At 41.7% G+C, this 19,555-nt stretch carries 21 protein-coding genes and 1 pseudogene; 6 read left to right on the top strand and 16 right to left on the bottom strand.

Annotated elements, in window-relative coordinates; genetic code table 11:
• Positions 1-211: 211 nt before the first annotated feature.
• The 8 genes and pseudogenes from SLS51_RS15470 to SLS51_RS15435 all read right to left on the bottom strand — a co-directional run bounded on the left by SLS51_RS15470 (position 212) and on the right by SLS51_RS15435 (position 4,795).
• Positions 212-1,102 (bottom strand): LysR family transcriptional regulator, encoded by an 891-nt coding sequence (locus SLS51_RS15470; RefSeq protein ID WP_323839577.1) that lies wholly within the window; start codon positions 1,100-1,102, stop codon positions 212-214.
• A gap of 418 nt (positions 1,103-1,520) precedes the next feature.
• Positions 1,521-1,937, bottom strand: coding sequence for a DUF1240 domain-containing protein (locus SLS51_RS15465; RefSeq protein WP_323839576.1), 417 nt, complete (start codon positions 1,935-1,937; stop codon positions 1,521-1,523).
• Between the two features lies 1 nt (position 1,938).
• Positions 1,939-2,340 (bottom strand): DUF1240 domain-containing protein, encoded by a 402-nt coding sequence (locus SLS51_RS15460; protein ID WP_323839575.1) that lies wholly within the window; start codon positions 2,338-2,340, stop codon positions 1,939-1,941.
• Between the two features lie 47 nt (positions 2,341-2,387).
• On the bottom strand, positions 2,388-2,789 hold the full coding sequence (locus SLS51_RS15455; RefSeq protein WP_323839574.1) for a DUF1240 domain-containing protein: 402 nt from the start codon (positions 2,787-2,789) through the stop codon (positions 2,388-2,390).
• 47 nt (positions 2,790-2,836) lie between these two features.
• Positions 2,837-3,237, bottom strand: a pseudogene (locus tag SLS51_RS15450) (DUF1240 domain-containing protein).
• A gap of 47 nt (positions 3,238-3,284) precedes the next feature.
• Positions 3,285-3,686 carry a DUF1240 domain-containing protein gene (locus SLS51_RS15445; RefSeq protein WP_323839573.1) on the bottom strand — a complete coding sequence of 134 codons (402 nt, stop codon included), beginning with the start codon at positions 3,684-3,686 and terminating at the stop codon, positions 3,285-3,287.
• A complete protein-coding gene (locus tag SLS51_RS15440) occupies positions 3,676-4,545 on the bottom strand; it encodes a hypothetical protein (protein ID WP_323839572.1) in 870 nt (289 codons plus the stop codon). The genes SLS51_RS15445 and SLS51_RS15440 overlap by 11 nt, the downstream gene beginning before the upstream one ends.
• 43 nt (positions 4,546-4,588) lie before the next feature.
• The gene (locus SLS51_RS15435; RefSeq protein ID WP_011144791.1) at positions 4,589-4,795 is read right to left on the bottom strand and encodes a hypothetical protein; all 207 of its coding nucleotides are present in this window, start codon (positions 4,793-4,795) and stop codon (positions 4,589-4,591) included.
• A gap of 345 nt (positions 4,796-5,140) precedes the next feature.
• On the opposite strand from SLS51_RS15435, the gene SLS51_RS15430 reads away from it, so the two are divergent.
• Positions 5,141-5,620: an Hcp family type VI secretion system effector gene (locus tag SLS51_RS15430; RefSeq protein WP_323839571.1), complete on the top strand. Its 480-nt coding sequence runs from the start codon at positions 5,141-5,143 to the stop codon at positions 5,618-5,620.
• 267 nt (positions 5,621-5,887) lie between these two features.
• Here SLS51_RS15430 and SLS51_RS15425 read toward each other — a convergent pair whose 3' ends face one another.
• Genes SLS51_RS15425 through SLS51_RS15395 form a run of 7 tightly spaced genes read right to left on the bottom strand, consistent with a single transcriptional unit; the run spans position 5,888 to position 13,384 of the window.
• The gene (locus SLS51_RS15425) at positions 5,888-6,340 is read right to left on the bottom strand and encodes a GNAT family N-acetyltransferase (protein ID WP_323839570.1); all 453 of its coding nucleotides are present in this window, start codon (positions 6,338-6,340) and stop codon (positions 5,888-5,890) included.
• Positions 6,341-6,360: 20 nt separating this feature from the next.
• Positions 6,361-7,587: an MFS transporter gene (locus SLS51_RS15420; protein WP_323839569.1), complete on the bottom strand. Its 1,227-nt coding sequence runs from the start codon at positions 7,585-7,587 to the stop codon at positions 6,361-6,363.
• The gene (locus SLS51_RS15415; RefSeq protein ID WP_323839568.1) at positions 7,588-8,724 is read right to left on the bottom strand and encodes an ATP-grasp domain-containing protein; all 1,137 of its coding nucleotides are present in this window, start codon (positions 8,722-8,724) and stop codon (positions 7,588-7,590) included.
• Between the two features lie 10 nt (positions 8,725-8,734).
• Positions 8,735-9,982: an aminotransferase class III-fold pyridoxal phosphate-dependent enzyme gene (locus tag SLS51_RS15410; RefSeq protein WP_323839567.1), complete on the bottom strand. Its 1,248-nt coding sequence runs from the start codon at positions 9,980-9,982 to the stop codon at positions 8,735-8,737.
• Entirely contained in the window at positions 9,979-11,394 is a 1,416-nt protein-coding gene (locus SLS51_RS15405; protein WP_323839566.1) for a heme oxygenase-like domain-containing protein, read from the bottom strand. The genes SLS51_RS15410 and SLS51_RS15405 overlap by 4 nt, the downstream gene beginning before the upstream one ends.
• Before the next feature lie 9 nt (positions 11,395-11,403).
• Complete coding sequence (locus tag SLS51_RS15400; RefSeq protein WP_323839565.1) at positions 11,404-12,390, bottom strand: thiaminase II/PqqC family protein; 987 nt, start codon at positions 12,388-12,390, stop codon at positions 11,404-11,406.
• Between the two features lie 16 nt (positions 12,391-12,406).
• Complete coding sequence (locus SLS51_RS15395; protein WP_323839564.1) at positions 12,407-13,384, bottom strand: iron-containing redox enzyme family protein; 978 nt, start codon at positions 13,382-13,384, stop codon at positions 12,407-12,409.
• An 886-nt stretch (positions 13,385-14,270) separates the two neighbouring features.
• Between SLS51_RS15395 and murQ the strand changes: the two genes are divergently transcribed.
• Positions 14,271-15,176 (top strand): N-acetylmuramic acid 6-phosphate etherase, encoded by a 906-nt coding sequence (gene murQ / locus SLS51_RS15390; protein WP_323839563.1) that lies wholly within the window; start codon positions 14,271-14,273, stop codon positions 15,174-15,176.
• Between the two features lie 30 nt (positions 15,177-15,206).
• Positions 15,207-16,685, top strand: a complete 1,479-nt coding sequence (murP, locus tag SLS51_RS15385; protein ID WP_323839562.1) for a PTS N-acetylmuramic acid transporter subunit IIBC — start codon at positions 15,207-15,209, stop codon at positions 16,683-16,685.
• Positions 16,686-16,725: 40 nt separating this feature from the next.
• Here the strand turns inward: murP and SLS51_RS15380 are convergent, their stop codons facing one another.
• The gene (locus tag SLS51_RS15380; protein ID WP_323839561.1) at positions 16,726-17,334 is read right to left on the bottom strand and encodes a LysE family translocator; all 609 of its coding nucleotides are present in this window, start codon (positions 17,332-17,334) and stop codon (positions 16,726-16,728) included.
• Between the two features lie 104 nt (positions 17,335-17,438).
• Between SLS51_RS15380 and SLS51_RS15375 the strand changes: the two genes are divergently transcribed.
• From SLS51_RS15375 to SLS51_RS15365, 3 genes are read left to right on the top strand one after another with little or no spacing between them, the layout of a single operon-like run.
• Entirely contained in the window at positions 17,439-18,419 is a 981-nt protein-coding gene (locus tag SLS51_RS15375; RefSeq protein WP_323839560.1) for a hydrolase, read from the top strand.
• A complete protein-coding gene (locus SLS51_RS15370; protein WP_011144784.1) occupies positions 18,416-18,634 on the top strand; it encodes a YheU family protein in 219 nt (72 codons plus the stop codon). The genes SLS51_RS15375 and SLS51_RS15370 overlap by 4 nt, the downstream gene beginning before the upstream one ends.
• A gap of 18 nt (positions 18,635-18,652) precedes the next feature.
• A complete protein-coding gene (locus tag SLS51_RS15365) occupies positions 18,653-19,522 on the top strand; it encodes a phosphoribulokinase (protein ID WP_011144783.1) in 870 nt (289 codons plus the stop codon).
• Positions 19,523-19,555: the final 33 nt, after the last annotated feature.

Genomic DNA, 19,555 nt, shown 5'->3' with positions numbered 1-19,555 from the left:
AAATAAACTATTTTGACACCCTGATGCCTTGGATTTACCCAGGGCATCATCAATCTCATATTCACCTGATTTACCCTCATAATAATGATATAGGGTATAGATTTATCAGACACAACAAAATCATTATTATTTAACCAGAGGTTAGATAATTAATAAAAACATTCCCCTCTTCTACATTACAATATACCCGTTATCTTTCAATCTGCCTCTTTTACACATTATCAATCAGTGAAGAGAATAACTCCGCTTCATTTATCAATTCATAATTGATAAATGGACTCCATAAGATACCAAAATCAATCTCCATATCGGTTTTTAACACTTCTAATAAATCAAAATATTGTGATGGAATTGATCGAATAATTTTTTCTGGAATTAAGGAAAAACCATTACGTTTAATTATTAATTCAATCATCACCATAATATCATTCGTTTTTAACATTAAATTCATACTATTATCATAAATAGAAAATGCGTTAATACCATCAATAAAATCAATTGGTATATCATTCTCATCCATGTCAATAAGCTGATACAACGATGCCATTTCAGCACTTAATTCTGTAAAATGCCGAAACCAATCACTGCCTTTTTTAAAAAGGTAAACGAGTTTTTCAGTAAAAATTTTTCTAGGCATAAGTGATGAAGTCAATGGTAGAGGAACAATGGCGATATGTAATAAACCAGAGTTTAATAGATTCATTTGCTGCTCAAATGTCAGACCAGTAATTAGCACCAGCACGGCTTTTTCCTTCCTACCTAGAAAAATTCTCTCTTCCATTTTTCCAGAATCATAAATAGGAAAACAAGAGCTAACATAAAGGTAATGTGGCGCATCATCTTGCAAATCATGATTAACCTGAATTTGAAATTGCTCAAAATGACCCAGTAATTTCTGAGCATTCTCAAAAGTTTTTTGTCCAAAATCAGTCAATCTGGTACCACCTGGTCCTCTGGAAAACAAAAGAGCCCCAAATTCCGCTTCCAGTGCATTAACTTTCTTAGTCAGTGCAGGTTGAGAAATATGTAGTATTTGAGAAGCCTTATGATAATTAAGTGTTTCAGCTAACACGATAAAAGCTTTGAGATTACGTATATCCATATCTCCACCATTCAGGTTTATCTTTCATACTTTCTTACGTTATTATTTCAATAATGAACTAAATTATTTAGACTTAACTGAAATTAATTAAATAGAGATTAAACAACAATTATAAGATGATCAATTAATTTATTATAAAAATGTTGTCAATATAAATATAGATTTTATTAATACCATAATTCCTTCTTACCCTCTAAGATAAATGGGTAAGTAATTCACTTAAATTAAATTCGTTAGAAGATAAGAAATTTCCCGATTTTTAGCTGTTTTCCCTATAGTAATTCCTATACACCTAATGACATGTATTTCCTACTATATAGGATAGCGAAATATAGCAGGTAAGCATCATTCTGAAAATATAACTATTAATCCTCCTTTTTAAATAAAATCTCGCCTCCACCCACCAATAAGACTAATATCAATCACACAGTTTAATATCTTTTACATATTTATTCGGTGACATCCAAGACATCTTTTGGCATATCAAGTAATTCTCACTCCTCAGTTTATAATTCACATAAAAAGATATAGGAAAACTCAAAAAAAATGCAACAATAGCTATCATAGCAAGATATTTAACATAAACATCATGATACCTTGGAATACGCGTTGTTAAATTTAAATAAATAGAATAAATCAAGAAATAAAAAACCAATGGGAAGAAAAAAAACGCAACTATTACCTCATTGGAAAAAGAGATTGCCTCAGCCATTGTAATTACTGAAAATAGACTATCAACAGAAGCAAACATACCCAAAGATACCAGAGACAATACAAAAATCGCCAAAATAATATGAATTATTCTTCTTTTCTTATCCACAACCATATCACTCATATCAATCGCATAACTTAATATCTTTCACATAGGTATTCGGCGACGACCAGGATATTCTTGGACATACTAAATAGCCATCACTTTTTAACTTATAATGCACATAGAAAGATATGGGGAAACTTAAAACAATTGAAACAAGAGCTATCAAACAAAGATACTTATTAAAGCTATCATGATGTTTTGGATAACGGCCAGTTATATTAACAAAAATAATAAAAATAACATAATAAAAAACCAAAGGAGAAGAAAAAAATATCATAAAAACACCACCTGAGAATATTATTTTTTCATCCATTTTAATTAATGAATTTAAATTCCCCCCTGTCAAAAAAGAAGTGAATAACGTCAGAATAAAAACAAAAAGAGCGCAGGTGATATTTATAACCTTTCTTTTATTTCCCATAATTCCCCCAGTTATTAAGGAATTGATTGAAGTCAAAAACAACAATATCAATCACATAGCTTCATATCTTTTACATAGGTATTAGGAGACTTCCAAGAGATTCTTGGACATACCAAATAGTTATCACTCTTTAATTTATAATTCACATACAAAGATGTAGGGAAACTTAAAAAAAGTGAAATAATGGCTATCGAACCAAAATATTTATTAAAACTATCATGATACTTAGGATAATGACCAGTTATACTGACAAAAATAATAAAAAATAAAGAATAAAAAACCAAAGGAGAAAAGAAGAATATAATAATAACACTACTTGAGAATGTTATTTTCTCATCCATTTTAACTAAAGAGACTAAATTTTCTCCTGTCAAAAAGAAAGCGAATGACATCAAAATAAAAATAGCAAGAGCGCCAATGATATATATAATCTTTTTTTTATCTCCCATAATTCCCCCAGTTCTTAAGGAATTGATTGAAGTCAAAAACAACAATATCAATCACATAGCTTCATATCTTTCACATAAGTATTCGGAGACATCCAAGATATTCTTGGACATACCAAATAGTCATCACTTTTTAATTTATAATGCACATACAAAGATGCAGGGAAACCTAAAAAAATGAAATAATAGCTATCGTCCCAAAACAGTTAACAAAACCATCATGATGCTTTGGATAATGACCACTTATAGTAACAAAAACCATAAAAAATATAGCATAAGAAACCAAAGGAAAAGAAAAAAATATTATAACAACACCACCCGAGAATGTTATTTTCTCACTCATTCTAACTAAAGAAACCAAATTTTCTCCGGTTGAAAAAAAAGCAAATAAAGCTAAAAGAAAAATAGCAAGAGCAGCGATGACATGTATAATCTTTCTTTTATTTCCCATAATTCCCCCAGTTATTAAGGAATCGATTGAAATCAAACATAACAATATCAATCACATAGCTTCATATCTTTCACATAAGTATTCGGAGACATCCAAGATATTCTTGGACATACTAAATAGCCATCACTTTTTAAGTGATAATTCACATACAAAGATGTAGGAAAACTTAAAAAAAGTGAAATAATGGCTATCGAACCAAAATATTTATTAAAACTATCATAATGCTTAGGATAATGACCAGTTATACTGACAAAAATAATAAAAAATAAAGAATAAAAAATCAAAGGAGAAAAAAAGAATATAATAATAACACTACTTGAAAATGTTATTTTCTCATCCATTTTAACTAAAGAGATTAAATTCTCTCCTGTCAAAAAGAAACCAAATGACGTCAAAATAAAAATAGCAAGAGCACCAATAATATACACAATCTTTTTTCTATTTCCCATACTGCCCCCAATTATGAAGAAATTGATTGAAATTGGCTTCTGGAGTTCGTGGTTTTCTTTCCATTTCTCTCTTGATTAAATTAATGACCGCTTCACTAATCTTAAATTTTTTATCAATATTATCAAGTAGATACACCGTTAAAACACCGATACCAAACACAATACCAGCCACGACAATTACGCTAGCACCGGAAACAGATATAGCTAACATCAAAGACCCAATAGCCCAAGAAACAAAGGCTGTTACTACTGTTTTAGCCAGATCTACCGCAATATTACCTAGAAAATCAGCCAGAGTGTATTCATCCTTAAATATAAGCTCAACCGTTCGATAAGCCGCGGAAAAGAATATACTGAACTTCATTCCCTTAACTATGCCACTATTCAGTCCTTGCTGCCCAATCCCCATAGATATCATCTTCATATTAGCAGCTTTATATCTTGAAGCCGTGATGATCTTTCTAACTCCCGCATAACCTGATATTTTAATGTATCTGTTTCCGTCTTTACCCATATACTCTGTGGCTTTAATTCCTAATTTCTTAAACTCCCCTATAACATTAAAAAGATCAAGAGAATCATGTATGTTACCTGCATAGGGTGATATGGGATCGGTAATCTCAAATATTTTCTTTATAAATGGACTTTTGGGTTTTCGCGAATCAATATCTTCTAGCACATCTTTCGCTTCATCTAACGATAGCAGCGCAATATAGGTTGTATTCTCTCTTAACTGCTTTTCGAGACCAATGGCATCAAAGAATTCATGCTGAGGTTTTAATTGGTTAGCCCCAACATGACCTCTCAGGAAATCCCCCATATAGCCCTCCAGCGAGGGGTTGTATTTTTTATATGTCATCGTGAAACCCTTTCCACATTTCTTAAAACCAATAATTATCACATTAGTGTCTAACCGCCGGAGTTTCCAATTTGAGAGAAAGAACACGGCCATCTGAAATCTTCATGTCGATCGCACTAGCTTGAGTTGACAACAATAGCTCAAAACACTGCATCATCATCATTGCCAATTTTTCTTCTGGAATTAACGGGCTATTCACTAATACGTCAGTGAGCTGTTGTAATAACTGTTGCCTATCTCTATCGTTCATACGGCTAACCCCATTAGCAATTAAGAATTCGAAGATAGCACTATATTACATAAAAAATAGTCATGTCGACTATATAATAGCAAAATATTAAACAAACTCAGAACGCCTACAGTTAACTTACTGTATAGTAATACAAAATAACGCCTGATGTTTAAGGATAAAAGTAATAAATACATTATTGAGCAAAAAATTCCAAACTCTATTAAATACTGTTTCTATCCTTTAAGAAAGAAATTCAATATTGAACTGTTAATTTTTTTATATTTTGGTGTTAAGGTCATACTTTCACCGCCTAGACATACAGTCTTAGGTAATTTAAATAAAGAGTTTGTCTGGTAATTACTTATGTCACATATAATTTATTTATCTTTAGATGGTAAGAAACAAGGTTTAATTTCTGCCGGTTGTTCAACGCTAGACTCAATAGGAAACCGATACCAACAGGGGCACGAAGATCAAATACAGGTATTGCATTTGAATCACACGATAACTCGCCAAAAGAATGTCGATCATCACCCGGTACAATTTATCAAGCCAATCGATAAATCATCGCCGCTGTTAGCATCCGCAATATCTTCAAATGAACTAGTGAATGCGATTTTCTTCTTTTACAGAACAAATTTCGCTGGGCAGTTAGAACTTTTCTATGAGGTCAAATTAACAGAAGCGAGTGTTGTTGACATTTCTTGCGTCTACCCGCATTCAATAAATGATAATGAAATGATGCCGTACGAAAAAGTCTTTCTAAAATATAGATCCATATCCTGGAATCACATAACCGCCGGCACATCTGCCTATAGTATATGGGATGATAGAGTTTATTAAAAATAAACTGAGTTAAGTATATACCTTATGGATTTCAAGATGCATCGCGACGGCAAGGGAGCGAATCCCCGGGAACATAGATAACGATGTGACCGGGGTGAGAGAATGCAGCCAACAAAGAGGCAACTTGAAAGATGACAGGTATATATAAATATACATGTTCAAGCCGCTGATAAACCCCATTCAAGATAATGAAGTCTATCAACAATCTGCTAATCTGATTCAGATTAGTGTTTCATGCGTTCCGACCATGTTGAGAATCTGTTACTAATGAGACTGTCGATAAATATCTGGCCTGGAGATTTGCCAGACAAAATTTTCGCGGTTCACAGGGCTATATCCCATTTTCTCGTACAACCAAGGGGCTGTAGATGTGACAAGCATAATCCGCCGTAGACGCTTCATAACAGGATGTGATTGACAACATTCCATAAGCCAGCGGCCAAGTTTCTGCTGCTGCCATTCTTCCAGAACATAGACATCGCAGAGGTAACCGAACGTAATCCCATCTGTAATTATACGGGCAAATCCAATTTGCTTATCTCCGTTAAAAAGCCCAAAGCAGAGACTATTGCAGACTGATTTCCTTACAGTATCAATATCAATCCCTTCAGCCCAGGTAGAATGAGTGAGATACTGGTGAATAGCATCGATATCCAGCAGCATCAAGTCCGTAGTAATGTGGTATTGCTGATAGTGCCAAGTATGAATCTCTTCCATATTTTTTCCACTCCGGAAAATTAACCAACTTCAGACTGAAGTGTTGATTGCTTCCGCAGGGAGAAAAGTAGCGTCAGAACAAGTGCTATTGCCGCTATTGCCCCGCAGATTATCCACAATCCCTGTGGGCTGCCAGCATTGACATCCAAAAAATGACCCGCTGCAAAGTTTCCTGTCACTCCACCGACCAACCCCGCGATTCCGAGAACACCATAAGCTGTTCCCAGCAGTCCGCTATAAACATTTTCACTTGTGACAGCATCAATTGTCGGATCGATGGTAATTTCTCCTAGAGTGTAGAAGGCAATCAGGATGATAAAGATCCACATTTCAACTGCCATACTCATGCCACTGAAGCAGAGGGCAAAAGCAAGAAAACCTACCCCCATAGCCAGCCAGTGAGAGAGCCATTTGTTCAACCATACATTCACAATAATTTGCAACAGTATCACCACAGCCGCATTGGTGATAAAAAGAGCTGACACAGCCATAGGCCCCCAATACCGGGAAGCAAAAAGAGGAAAAGCACTTTCAAGCTGCATATAGATAAAGTTGAATGCGGCATACAAGACACAGGTAATCAGAAAGGGAGGGTTTTTGCTGAGATAGCGGAAGACATGTTTTCTAGTACCAAGTTCGGCGTTCCCTGCTGCGGTTACCTTCACGGTGGCTAGAGCTGAAGTACTCAAGGTATATAGCACCCCGAGGGCGATAAGCTGACTACCGGCTGCTGTAAGGAAGAAACTCGCACTATCGGAGTCCATAAAGAACCCACCAATACTACTGCCGATGGCAACACCGATGTTGTTCACTGTGCTGCGAAACGAAAACAGCAGCACTTTATTACTCCCTTCTGATACCCTCGCGACAAGGGCCTTAGCCGCAGGGGTGAATAGCCCCTTACTGATACCAATGCTGGCACTCAAACAGCAGATAATCCAGTGAACCGACGCGGCCTCCAAAAATATCAGATAGCTGGCAATCTGGAGGATCAGCCCGCACTTCATGGTGAAGTTAGGGCTAATTCTGTCCGTCATGATACCTCCGAGAAACGTTGCACCATACTGACCTGCCAGAAAAAGCGAGAGCTGAAGGGTGGCGAATTCGGCAGAAAAGTGCAGATGGAGTACCAGATAAACCACCAGAAACGGGATAACAGAAAAATAGCCAACCGATGTCAGCCACTGTACAAAAAGGACTTTTCGCGTATCGGGTGAGAACTGCCGGATTTCATTCAGAACGGACATTTATGACACTCCCGTAAGAGACAACACATGTGATATGCGCTGATTGAGTTCCTGAAGCGTATCTGCATCAACGATGAATCCACCATGCCGGTGAAAGGAATCAGTCAACGGAGGAATGGACATTCCTTCACTCAGTCTCCATTCATGCCAGCGAACCCATTCCGGCGGGGAGCCAAACGGATGCCAGAACGTATTGACCTCACCTTCCGGAAACTGGAAATAAGTGATGGCCGCGCAACGGCCATTGTCTATGGGGATCTGCACGGTACTACCGGCAAAGAGATGTATACAGGCTGTAATCATGTCAAATCCCGTCGCCAACTCAGCCAACTGCCATATCCGATCGCCTCCTGGACGATTATGACACTCTATCAAGCGAAACGTGTCACCTTCTCTTTTCACTTCAATATGACCGACACCACTGGTCATACCGATACTATCCAGCACAGTAAAGATCCAAGCCCGAAGCGCGTTATCTTTAGTCATACCGGCATGCACTCTGTGTCCTACCTCTACCACACCGGATACTCCACCCAGCAGTTTCTCTGTGACTGCAACTAGATGATGCTGACCTTCAATCGTGAACGTTTCGCAGCTGTACTCCTGACCAGGAGCAAAACTTTCCACCATCCATCCTTCACCTAGTTCTGGTAACCGTTCGCCGGGCTGACGCAGAATAGTGACCTGCTGACTTCCTGTCGCGAAGCGAGGCTTGAGTACCACAGGTAAGTGATGGGCAAGAATAAAGGTTTCCACCACAGCGGGGCTTTCCGCTTTAATGAAAAGGACGTTGCCGGCCAGTGTGGACTCTACTGCCTGACGGGTGCGAAGCTTATCCCGGCAGATCAGTGAACAGCGCAAGGATGGTCCAGGGATCTGCAGGATGGCGGCGATGACCGCCGCGGGTTCCATGCCGTATTCCGTGAATGAGACGACAAAATCGAACGCATTAAGGAGATGTTCATCTCCAGCAGCCAACAGCAGAGCAGGAAAATCATCAAAACAGGTCAACAATACCTTTCGGGCATGTTCATGCTGAAAGGCAGAGGCCCGCCATGGTTCTGTAAGTATTGTAATTTCCATGTCACAACTGAGGGCTTTTTTTAGATAGTCATCCGTTGGGCCCAATAGGAGCATATGTTTTTTATCAGACACCTCCAACCTCTTCACATACATACTGAATGACGTCACAGAGAGCATTCTGTGACTCCGTAGTTTGATTCAACGCGCAAATAAGCTTTAGTGTGTCAGGCCGATGGCTACAGATAGTCGTCAAGATCCGGTTGGCATGCAGGTAGCGCCAGACCTTCCATGCTAAACCAGTGGACGCGAAGCGCAGGAAATGCAAGTTCGTCAATGATACAACATTCACCAGATAAGAAGGGTGTGCTCTCGCAAGCTCACCCAACTGTGCAGCGAAACATGCCTGCTGTTGCCCGAAAGCAGGATCTAAAAGCACACGATCCAAGATAGTCAGAACCTCAAGCGCCACTGTCTGACCAAGCGGATTTCCCGCAAAGGTAGACGCAAGCAATCGTGAACAACCCGGACGGAGAGTGAATTCACTGAACAACGTCTGCCGGACAACCAACTGTGCTGAAGGGACCAAGCCTCCAGTGAGCGTTTTGGACAGGAGAATCATATCAGGCTCAGTCTGCCATCCTAATGCCTGCATCGCGCTATATGCACCGCAGCGCCCCATCCCACTGAACACTTCGTCCGTGATGAACAGCGTACCGCTGTACGTACAGGCTTCACGCAACGCACTCGCTTCAAAAGCTGACAGGATACGCCCCCCCGCAATGGCCTGCACCGGTTCAACGAGCAGTGCAGCATACTGCGCGGACGCAATCTGTTGGACGCCCTCTTCGGCATCGTCAAAAAAATCCACAATGTCGCTTTCCGTTAGTATTTCATAGCCCTGACGCCATAACGTATGATCAGTGAGTTGCAAAGTGAAGGTGGTCAGACCGTGAAAAGCTCCACGACGTGCCAGAACTTTACGACGGCCCGTGGAGGATACAGCTATTTTCAGTGCAGCTTCCACGGCTTCCGCCCCGGTTGAAAGGGTCCAATTGTTCCAGTTACCCCGCAGCTCTAGGCGCTCAATGAGCATCTTTGCCAGACGGGGGGCTAGTGCCGTGATCCCCAAGGGAGCACCCGCCGGTATCTGCTCATCTAATGAGCGTTTCAATGCCGTTTTTAGCGGCTCAAAACCATGGCCAAACAACGTTGCCCCGTAGTGGCCGATGAAATCGAACCAAACATTATCGTCACTGTCGTACAGGCGATCACCTTCAGCCCTCAGAAAAACTGGGGAAGCACCGAGCGCATTGAGCATCTCAGCCCATCCCTGGTTTACAAAACGTGAGTAGTCACTCAGCAATGTGGTCATAGGTGTAGAAAATCCTTCATACTGAAGTTCAGGGCTGGACGTTTCATCTGAACATGTAACTTCTCCAGTTCCTCCCAAGTACGCCAGGTCATTTCCAGCAACAGGCCATAACAGTCGCGTGCAATCCGCTGAGTCTGCACACTCTGTTCACCACATTCAGCTAGCAACAAACGTGAAATATAAGGATGAAAAAGCTTTTCGTTAAGTACCTCATGTTTTCGAGAGCTTTCATTCACCTCCTCCGAAAAAATTCCGGAATTTGCCACCACCTCGTTGATGATATTGGGCTGACCTGGTAGCCCTTCCGTGATGGTTGCTGCTGCGGCATATGCAATAATGTGATTGCCGGCAAGCCAGGTATAGGTATCACAAAGCAACTGAGCAAACGGAACCGGAAGTGAACTGTGGAGATCATTTTCATCCAAACCTAAAGCGAGACAGGTCCGAAATTCGTAGGATTCATGCCCCATTTCTTCACTGTAGTAGCGGCGAAGGAGTTTTTTTAGCGGCCTAGGAAGGCGTAGTGCCATGGCGTTAGACACCAAGTCGATGAACCGCTCTGTAATGTAATATTCCTGTGCATACACTGCCTGAATAAGGGTCTGCTGGGAACCATGTTCATTGTTTCTTAGCGCGGCAGCAAATCTGGCTGGCCCGAAGCCTTCAAGACAATCTTTTGCCCATCGTTCAAGCCTAAGGGCTAGGTTTGTTCCGGAATCCGGCGCATCGATCGGTAGGGTAGGAAATTTTTTACGGGCCGCATCCGCATCCAAGCTTCTGACCAGTGACCAGACTATCACCGATAGGCACTTTCGCACCTCACCAACCCAGAAAGCAGTAAAGTCAATGTTCAGCTCAGTGCTGTCGCAGCCGCTCAATCGTGACAATAGCTGCCTCGTGACGATAACAGCAGGTGGGCACAACTGTTTCCATGCCAGGAGTGCCGTTTTGCCATAAACGAGGAATGCATTATTTTCATGCTCAAGAATGTTTATTATATCCGCTGTTTCCAAGCCGTCGATAAACGTTAAGAGTTCCGTGGCATGTTCGTCTAGGGAATGTTGCCAAGGGATAAGAACGTCAGTAGCTTCCCTGATTACTTTATCGATGATGACCTGCTTTTTTGCCAGAGTATGTTCTGGTGATGTCTCCCGGATAAACCCGTATTCATGCAAAACGCTCAGAATCTGCTGCTCGTCACTCTCCTCGCACGCATGACCGATAGTTGACCAACCAACCGGACATCCCTCCCGCAGCGATTTGAGTAGTTCCAACAATTTGTCCGGTTCGCTACTTGTGATTTCTAGTTCAGGATAATCCTCACCGATCTCGATCACACCCTGTGCATTTTTTGCAAGAATTGGGGCATGGAGCACCGGTTTGACATAATGATTTAAACTCCATTGTTCCATGACAGGTACTCACACAAAAATACGTAGATTCAGGTTGGATTCATAGGTACTGCAGATCTGAGCATCCCATATCTTCATGGTTTCCAGCAGTGTCATGATATGAACCAATGTGACGCGAGCTTCTTCAGCGGAGATGGCTGAAATATGACCCAACAGCTCATCGGTGATGAGATGATGACTACCTTCCTCATTGACAGCTGAATGCCCGATGATCGGTTTCCAAAATCCTTCAGGAAAATCAAGTGACTGGCAAGTAGCCACGAAGACATCGTTAAATTCTGGATAAGGCTCTTCAAATAAAAATAGCGCAGAGATGAAACTCAAAAGGTGCTGACGCGCGAACGTGCCAAGCGTGCAGAAAACGGAGAACGTGCTGGAAAGAGGAGTTGTTCCCTTAACCTGCTCTTCCGGGATCCCCACTGCGGAGAGCGCTTTCAGCAACAGAGTTTCATGATCATGTTCTTCGAGAAAAAGCCGTTTTATTCCCTGAAAAACGGGATTAGGGCATTTATGAGACATAGCCGGGGCAATGACAGACGGCGCGGCTTTGACGATATGATAATATTCGACAGCAAAACCAATGAGCTGGGAACGGGTAGCACGCCCTTCACGCATAGCAGCATAAAGTACCGAAGTGCCCAGCCTCGCATGCCATGCACGTGAATATCGTTTAAGCTGATTGGCAAATTGTTCGCCCGACAGGGTACCACTAATGTCTGGATAATGGCTTTCTGTCAAAAGATAATGGTTGTCGAGCTGTACAATAATATTTTCTATTTCGTCAGATAATGCTGGATAAGCGGTTTTTAGTTCGGCCTGAGTTTTCCCTCCTGCCTTCAAATCAGAGAGAAAATTACTGAGCGAATTACCTTTCTCATCAAGAGAAAGCACTACGCCCTGCTGACGGTAGTCAATATGATGCTCTTCTCCGTGACGGGTATATTGCACTCCATCTCGAAAACGTGGAGTAATGAAACGTTGAGGCGAAGTCTGCATGACGGGCTCCGTTAAATTAAATATCTGACAGGCGGCGAAGTAGAGGTTTGTTATCTTCTGAGTAATAATCCCAGACAGCACTGTGAAAATTATCGTAAAGCTCAACGAAGAGTCGAGTATTCGCAATCATACTTTTCATCTGGTCGTAACGGACAACTGGAATTTCATGGAAGAGTTCACGGGTAAGAATTCCATGTTCAGCTTCAATGTTAATATTTGCGTGAGCCTTAATTGGCTTAATAAAGTCAGGCGAAATTTTTCCGCTACTTTCCATAGCCAGAATATAGCTGTCTACCTTAATATCTTTTCCTTCTAGGATACCCATAGTGCTGAAGAAAAACAGAGGATCGTTAGCTGACCAGTAAGCTAGGGCATTACAGAGAGCCAAAGTCTCAGGAAGCGGCAGGGTTTCCGCCATGTCTTCCCTTTCAATATCTAGATGATTTAACGCATTCAGAATAAGTTCATCATGTCCGTATTCCTCTCCGTAAAACTCATTCATAATGAGTCTAGCCTTCGTTGAAGGCAGGTAACTCAGAACCGGAGAATCAAACCAGCTTTCACGGAACAGAAAGTGGTAGTTTTCAATTGCCATACCATAATAAACTTTTTCTGGTACATCCTGCGGGGATTGCATTGCCTGCCAGAACTTATTCTTATAAAGCATAGAATAAAGCAGGTTTGCCTGGAGATCTTCAAGAATTAGTATTGCTTCATCACCGGATACAAATTCTTTACCAGAGTTATTAACATAACCAATCTTGTTGTTTACAAGAGCGTCCAGAAACTCGGTTGCCTCTTCACTGTGAATTTCCGGGTGCTTTTCCAAGATGTTTTTTAGTGGAGTATTCCCATCGCAGGCATCGAGTACCGCATTCCAGTCACTGATGTTTCCGGAAAGATTTTCAACGTCAAAGGCTATGTGTTTATCACTGAACACGAAACCACGGCCATTTTTTTCCAAATGGCCGGATATAACATAGTTATTTTCCATAGTATTCTCTACCAGAAATAAAAACAGCCAGCCTGCTGGCTGACCGTTTAGGGGGATTACAGGTGAGCCGCCATCAGAATCGGACGATCACTTTTCGGTTTGATAATAACCTTAGCTTTCTGCTTGGTAGGGGTACTAGAAGTATTGTTCACTTTCTTGTCCATGACTCGCTCCTTGCGTTAAAAAATTAAGATGAATGCATTCCACATAAGTTAGAATACATAAAAAAAATTAACAAATTAATTAGTTACAGGCAATACAGAAAACTTAGGAAAAAATTTAAATGAAAATCATTTTCGTGTTAAATTTTGCTTAATTAATCAAATATAGTTTTTTATTCTTTTTATTTTAATTATACAAAATATAAAGTTGTTTACTCATGGAATTAATGCTAAAAATAAACAAATAAAAAACTTTTATTACACAATCCACTTACGTAACAAACAATAATCATTAACACAACAATAAATTAAGTCCATATTAACCGTTTGTGTGATCAAGTTCCCTTGGAAAAAGGATAGAATCGAGATACGGCACGGTAACTTTAGGTTAAGCATATGCATCTAGCTGTTCTAACGACCTTGTTTACGATTTTATGTAATCACCATTTCATTTTAAATGTGGCCGTTTAGGCGGTCGCCACCTTCGAATTTTTCGCCTGATATCCCGTCCACATTGAATGAGGGTTTACGGCGTTTTTTGCTAAAAACCAGAATTTTCTTAAATCAATTCATACTCCCCGTTTTTATAGCCTCTTGCTCTACAACCCATAAAACTCATTCACAAAGCTATCGTTTTTATCGAAACACTGACCAAATTGCTCTTTATGACAAAGAAGAGTAAATAACTATTTATCATTTCAAGAATATTCCATCAGGAAAGCAATATGAAAATCAATCTCAACAATATGGTTACCGAAAGTCGTAATCCAGCCAGTGCCAACATTGATACTTTGCCAACCCTTGAAATGTTAAAACTAATTAATGACGAAGATAAAAAAGTCGCATTGGCTGTAGAACAAACTTTGCCAAAAATCGCTGAAACGGTAGACAAAATTGCCGAGGCATTTCATCACGGCGGTCGTTTAATTTATATCGGTGCCGGGACATCGGGCCGATTAGGGATTTTGGATGCCAGTGAATGTCCGCCTACTTATGGCACCAAACCGGAACAAGTGGTTGGATTAATTGCCGGCGGGCATCAGGCCATCCTAAGCGCTGTTGAGAATGCAGAAGATAACCAACAACTGGGCGTAAATGATCTTCAAGCACTAAACTTTAATGCAAAAGATGTATTGGTTGGCATTGCCGCCAGCGGCCGTACACCTTATGTCTTGGGTGCCATGGCGTATGCCAAATCCATCGGTGCAACGGTCGCCTGCATTAGCTGCAACCCGGAAAGCCCGATGACACAAGCCGCCGATATCGCTATTACGCCGATAGTTGGGCCGGAAATTGTCACAGGTTCATCACGTATGAAAGCCGGTACAGCACAAAAGCTCATTCTGAATATGCTGACCACCGGTGCCATGATCCGTTCAGGTAAAGTTTATGGCAACCTGATGGTGGACGTAGAAGCGACAAATGCCAAGCTGGTTGAAAGGCAGAAAAATATCGTTATCGCCGCCACCGAATGTAACCGTGAACAAGCAGAGCAGGCACTGGCTGAATGTGATGGACATTGTAAAACCGCCATTGTGATGATTCTGGCTGGCATCAATGCTCAACAAGCAAAGGCTTTACTGGAAAAACATCACGGTTTGATTCGACCGACGATCTCAGCCGTTCGGTAATGACTTCCTCTGCTGAGCAGGAGTAAGAAAATGGCTAAAATTAATCAGTCAGTCATTGCCCAGATCCTTAAAGCTATCGGCAATGCAAATAATGTGGCGCAATGTGGCAACTGTATGACCCGTCTACGACTAACACTGCGTGACAGTACGCAGGTGGATAAAGTGGCGTTAAAACAGATCCCCAATGTGTTAGGTATTATTGAAAGCGACAATCAGTTTCAAATTGTGCTTGGGCCGGGAAAAGCCCAAACGGCGGCTGAGATAATGAATGAATTGCTCAATTCCTCTACTCATACAGCACAATCGAAACCAAGCGACACCCATTTAGCCAATATTGCTTCTGCTAATAAAAAGCAACTTAAAGAGAAACAAGTCAGTGCGGTACACAAATTCCTGACCAAATTCGCTACCATTTTTACCCCACTGATCCCCGGTTTTATTGCCGTTGGTCTGCTTCTCGGCTTTGCGACTTTACTTGAACAGGCAGTCATTCAGGGCGTTGAACGCCCTAATACCATTTTGGTTAAAATCATCGGCTATATGAAAGTTTTCAGTAAAGGTATGTTCAGCTTTCTGAGTATTCTGATCGGTTATAACGCGCAAAAAGCATTTGGTGGTTCGGGAATAAATGGTGCCATTATTGCTTCGCTGTTTGTACTCAGTTATAACCCGGATGCCACCAGCGGTTTTTATTCCGGTATTTCTACTTTCTTTGGTTATAGCATCGATCCACGCGGCAATATTATCGGCGTTCTTATTGCCGCTATTCTGGGAGCATGGGTAGAACGACAAGTTCGTAAGATCATTCCAGACAATCTGGATATGATCCTCACTTCGGCTATTACTCTGCTAATCATGGGAGCCATTGCCTTTATCTTTATCATGCCGCTGGGAAGTTATCTGTTTAGCGGCATGTCATGGTTATTCCTTCACCTTAACGGCAATCCTTTTGGCACGGCGATATTGGCTGGGCTATTTTTACTCGCTGTTATGTTTGGTATTCATCAAGGGTTTGTTCCCGTCTATTTCGCACTCATGGAGGCTCAAGGTTTTAATTCTCTGTTCCCAATTCTTGCAATGGCAGGCGGCGGGCAAGTTGGTGCAGCGCTGGCACTGTATGTCAAAGCGAAAAAAGACTCGCTGCTGCGCACGCAGATAAAAGGCGCGATTATTCCAGGCTTGCTCGGCATCGGTGAACCGTTGATTTACGGAGTCACACTTCCACGGATTAAACCCTTTATCACCGCCTGTTTAGGCGGTGCCGCCGGTGGTTTCTTTATCGGTTTAATCGCTTATTTAGGATTACCTGTTGGGTTGAATACGGTTTTTGGTCCATCTGGATTAGTAGCACTGCCACTGATGACCTCAAACAATGGCATTTTTGTCGGAATGGCAGTGTACGCCGCCGGGCTAGTGGTGGCTTATATCAGCGGTTTTGTACTGACTCTGATCTTCGGGAGTAAAAAAATAGAGGTGCTTAAAGCCGATGTCCAAAGCCAAAAAGAATGAATAAATATTCTTTATAACCAAAATACAATTTACTGATGAATTACCCAAGCCAGATTAATGGCACACAAGTTGCCGTTAATACGCCCATCATGATATTGAAAATAAACCAAGCATTGCGACTACGGAGTAACGTCCCTATCAATGAACCAAAACCCGCCCACACCATGCCGCACAAGAAATTAATAAACATCACCACGATACTGATCACGATGATGGAATAGAGGTAATGATCACCGGCAATACTATAGCTGCCAACCGCCCCCAACCCCATCAGCCAGGCTTTCGGATTCAAAAACTGCAATAACCAACCTTGATACCACCGCACCGGCTTGATAACAGCGCTATCTTTGATATCCAGACGTCGGTAGCTGGCTGTTGCTGTTTTCCATGCCAACCACAGCAAATAGAGGCTACCTGCAATTTTCATCACCGTGTAAATAGCAGGATAGACCAACAACAATGCAGCGACGCCAAAAGCAGCCAGATATAAAATCGTCTGCATGCCCAGAACAACGCCAAAGAGTAACCCCAAAGAGCGGATAAAGCCGAAGTTAGCGCCTGACGAAGTCAACAACATGTTGTTTGGACCCGGCGTAATGGAAGAAATAAACAAAAAAGTTGTTAATGAAAAAATTAGGCTTGCTGTCATGAAGAGTTACCTTTCATCCTGAATGATGCCGTTTCCCTTTCACAGAAAATATCAGTATGTTATTCACCATACAAGATAACTAATCAATTTAACTCGAAACCATTATGACCGATATCTTTCGTCCTCTAACCGGAGCCAGTAATCCGCATTTGCAGACACTCCTCCCGCGTCTGGTGCGGCGGTATCCTGAACTGCAACCCTATTGGCAACGACTTGATTTACCAGATAACGATTTTGTTGATCTGGCGTGGAGTGAAGATCCCGCCACCGCAGCACACAAGCCACGATTGATCCTATTTCATGGTCTGGAAGGCAGTTTTCACAGCCCTTATGCCCACGGTTTGCTTCATATCTGTCAGAAGAAAGGTTGGCTTGGTGTTGTCATGCATTTCCGCGGATGCAGTGGTGAACCAAACCGCCAAAAACGTCTCTATCATTCTGGCGAAACAAGCGATGCCCGTTATTTTCTAAGCTGGTTAAAACAGACTTACGGTGATGTCCCCACCTCAGCCGTAGGTTATTCAGTCGGCGGTAATATGCTGGCCTGCTATCTGGCAGAAGAAAAAATAGATGCTCAGATCAATGCTGCCGTTATTGTTTCCGCGCCTCTGATGCTGGCAGCCTGCTCCCTGCGGATAGAGAAAGGATTTTCTCATGTTTATGAACGCTATTTACTCAATAGCCTGAAACGTAATGCCACCCGCAAATTGTTGCGCTACCCCGGTTCACTCCCCATCAATCTGTCTCAAGTAAAAGGATTGAAACATATTCGGGAATTTGATGAAATTGTGACCGCGAAAATCCACGGCTTTAAAAATGCAGCGGACTATTACCACCAGTGCAGTGCTCTGCCTCGTCTGCCTGATATTACTGTGCCACTGCTGATTATTCATGCTAAAGACGATCCTTTTATGGCACCAGAAGTCATCCCTGATCTCAAAATGTTACCCAAAAATATTGAATACCAAATGACAGAATATGGTGGACATGTCGGCTTTGTCAGTGGTTCATTGAAGAAGCCACAAATGTGGCTGGAACAACGCATCCCAAATTGGCTGTCATCTTATCTGGAGCAAGCACAATGATTATTCCGTGGCAACAATTGGAACCCGAAACTCTGCTAAATTTGATAGAGAGCTTTGTCTTGCGGGAAGGCACTGACTATGGCGAAGATGAAAAATCGCTGGAGCAGAAAGTCGCTAATATACGCCATCAGTTGGAACGGGGGGATGTTATGCTGGTGTGGTCTGAACTGCATGAGAGCGTCAATATTGTGCCAAAAGAAATGTTCCATTCTTAACATTATGGAGTTTACTGAATGTCTGTCAAACATCCGATTATTGCAATTACCGGCTCCAGCGGTGCCGGAACCACCACCACCAGTTTAGCTTTCCGTAAGATTTTCCAGCAACTTAACATCAGTGCAGCGCAGATAGAAGGAGATAGTTTCCACCGCTACACCCGCCCTGAAATGGATGCCGCAATCCGTAAAGCCAAAGAGCAAGGCAGGCATATCAGTTATTTTGGGCCAGAAGCCAATGATTTTGGTATGTTGGAAAAAACCATGATTGATTATGGTGAAACCGGTGAAGGCCGCCGTCGGAAATATCTTCATACCTATGACGATGCCGTCCCTTACAACCAGCTTCCCGGTACATTTACGCCGTGGGAATCTTTACCCAAGCAGACCGATGTGCTGTTTTATGAAGGTCTGCACGGTGGTGTTGTCACACCACAACATAATGTTGCCAGTCATGTCGATCTGCTCGTGGGCGTCGTGCCGATTGTCAACCTTGAATGGATTCAGAAACTTGTCCGCGATACCGGAGAACGAGGACACTCGCAGGAAGCTGTGATGGATTCCGTCGTGCGTTCTATGGATGATTATATTAATTACATTACGCCACAATTCTCGCGAACACATATCAACTTCCAACGTGTCCCTACCGTTGATACATCCAATCCATTCTCAGCCAAAACCATTCCATCACTGGATGAAAGTTTTATTGTCATCCGCTTCCGTGATCTGACTCAAATTGATTTCCCATACTTGTTAGCAATGTTACAAGGCTCATTCGTTTCAAGCATTAATACCATCGTGGTCCCCGGTGGAAAAATGGGATTAGCAATGGAATTAATTATGACGCCATTGGTACAGCGATTACTGGAAGGGGAAAAGATTTGTTAATCAGCGCCTGAGGTCAATTTAGCAAATCCGGCA

Source organism: Photorhabdus africana (assembly GCF_035181445.1).
In the GTDB taxonomy this organism is placed as follows: domain Bacteria; phylum Pseudomonadota; class Gammaproteobacteria; order Enterobacterales; family Enterobacteriaceae; genus Photorhabdus; species Photorhabdus laumondii.
This window is presented reverse-complemented; position numbering and strand designations above follow the sequence as displayed.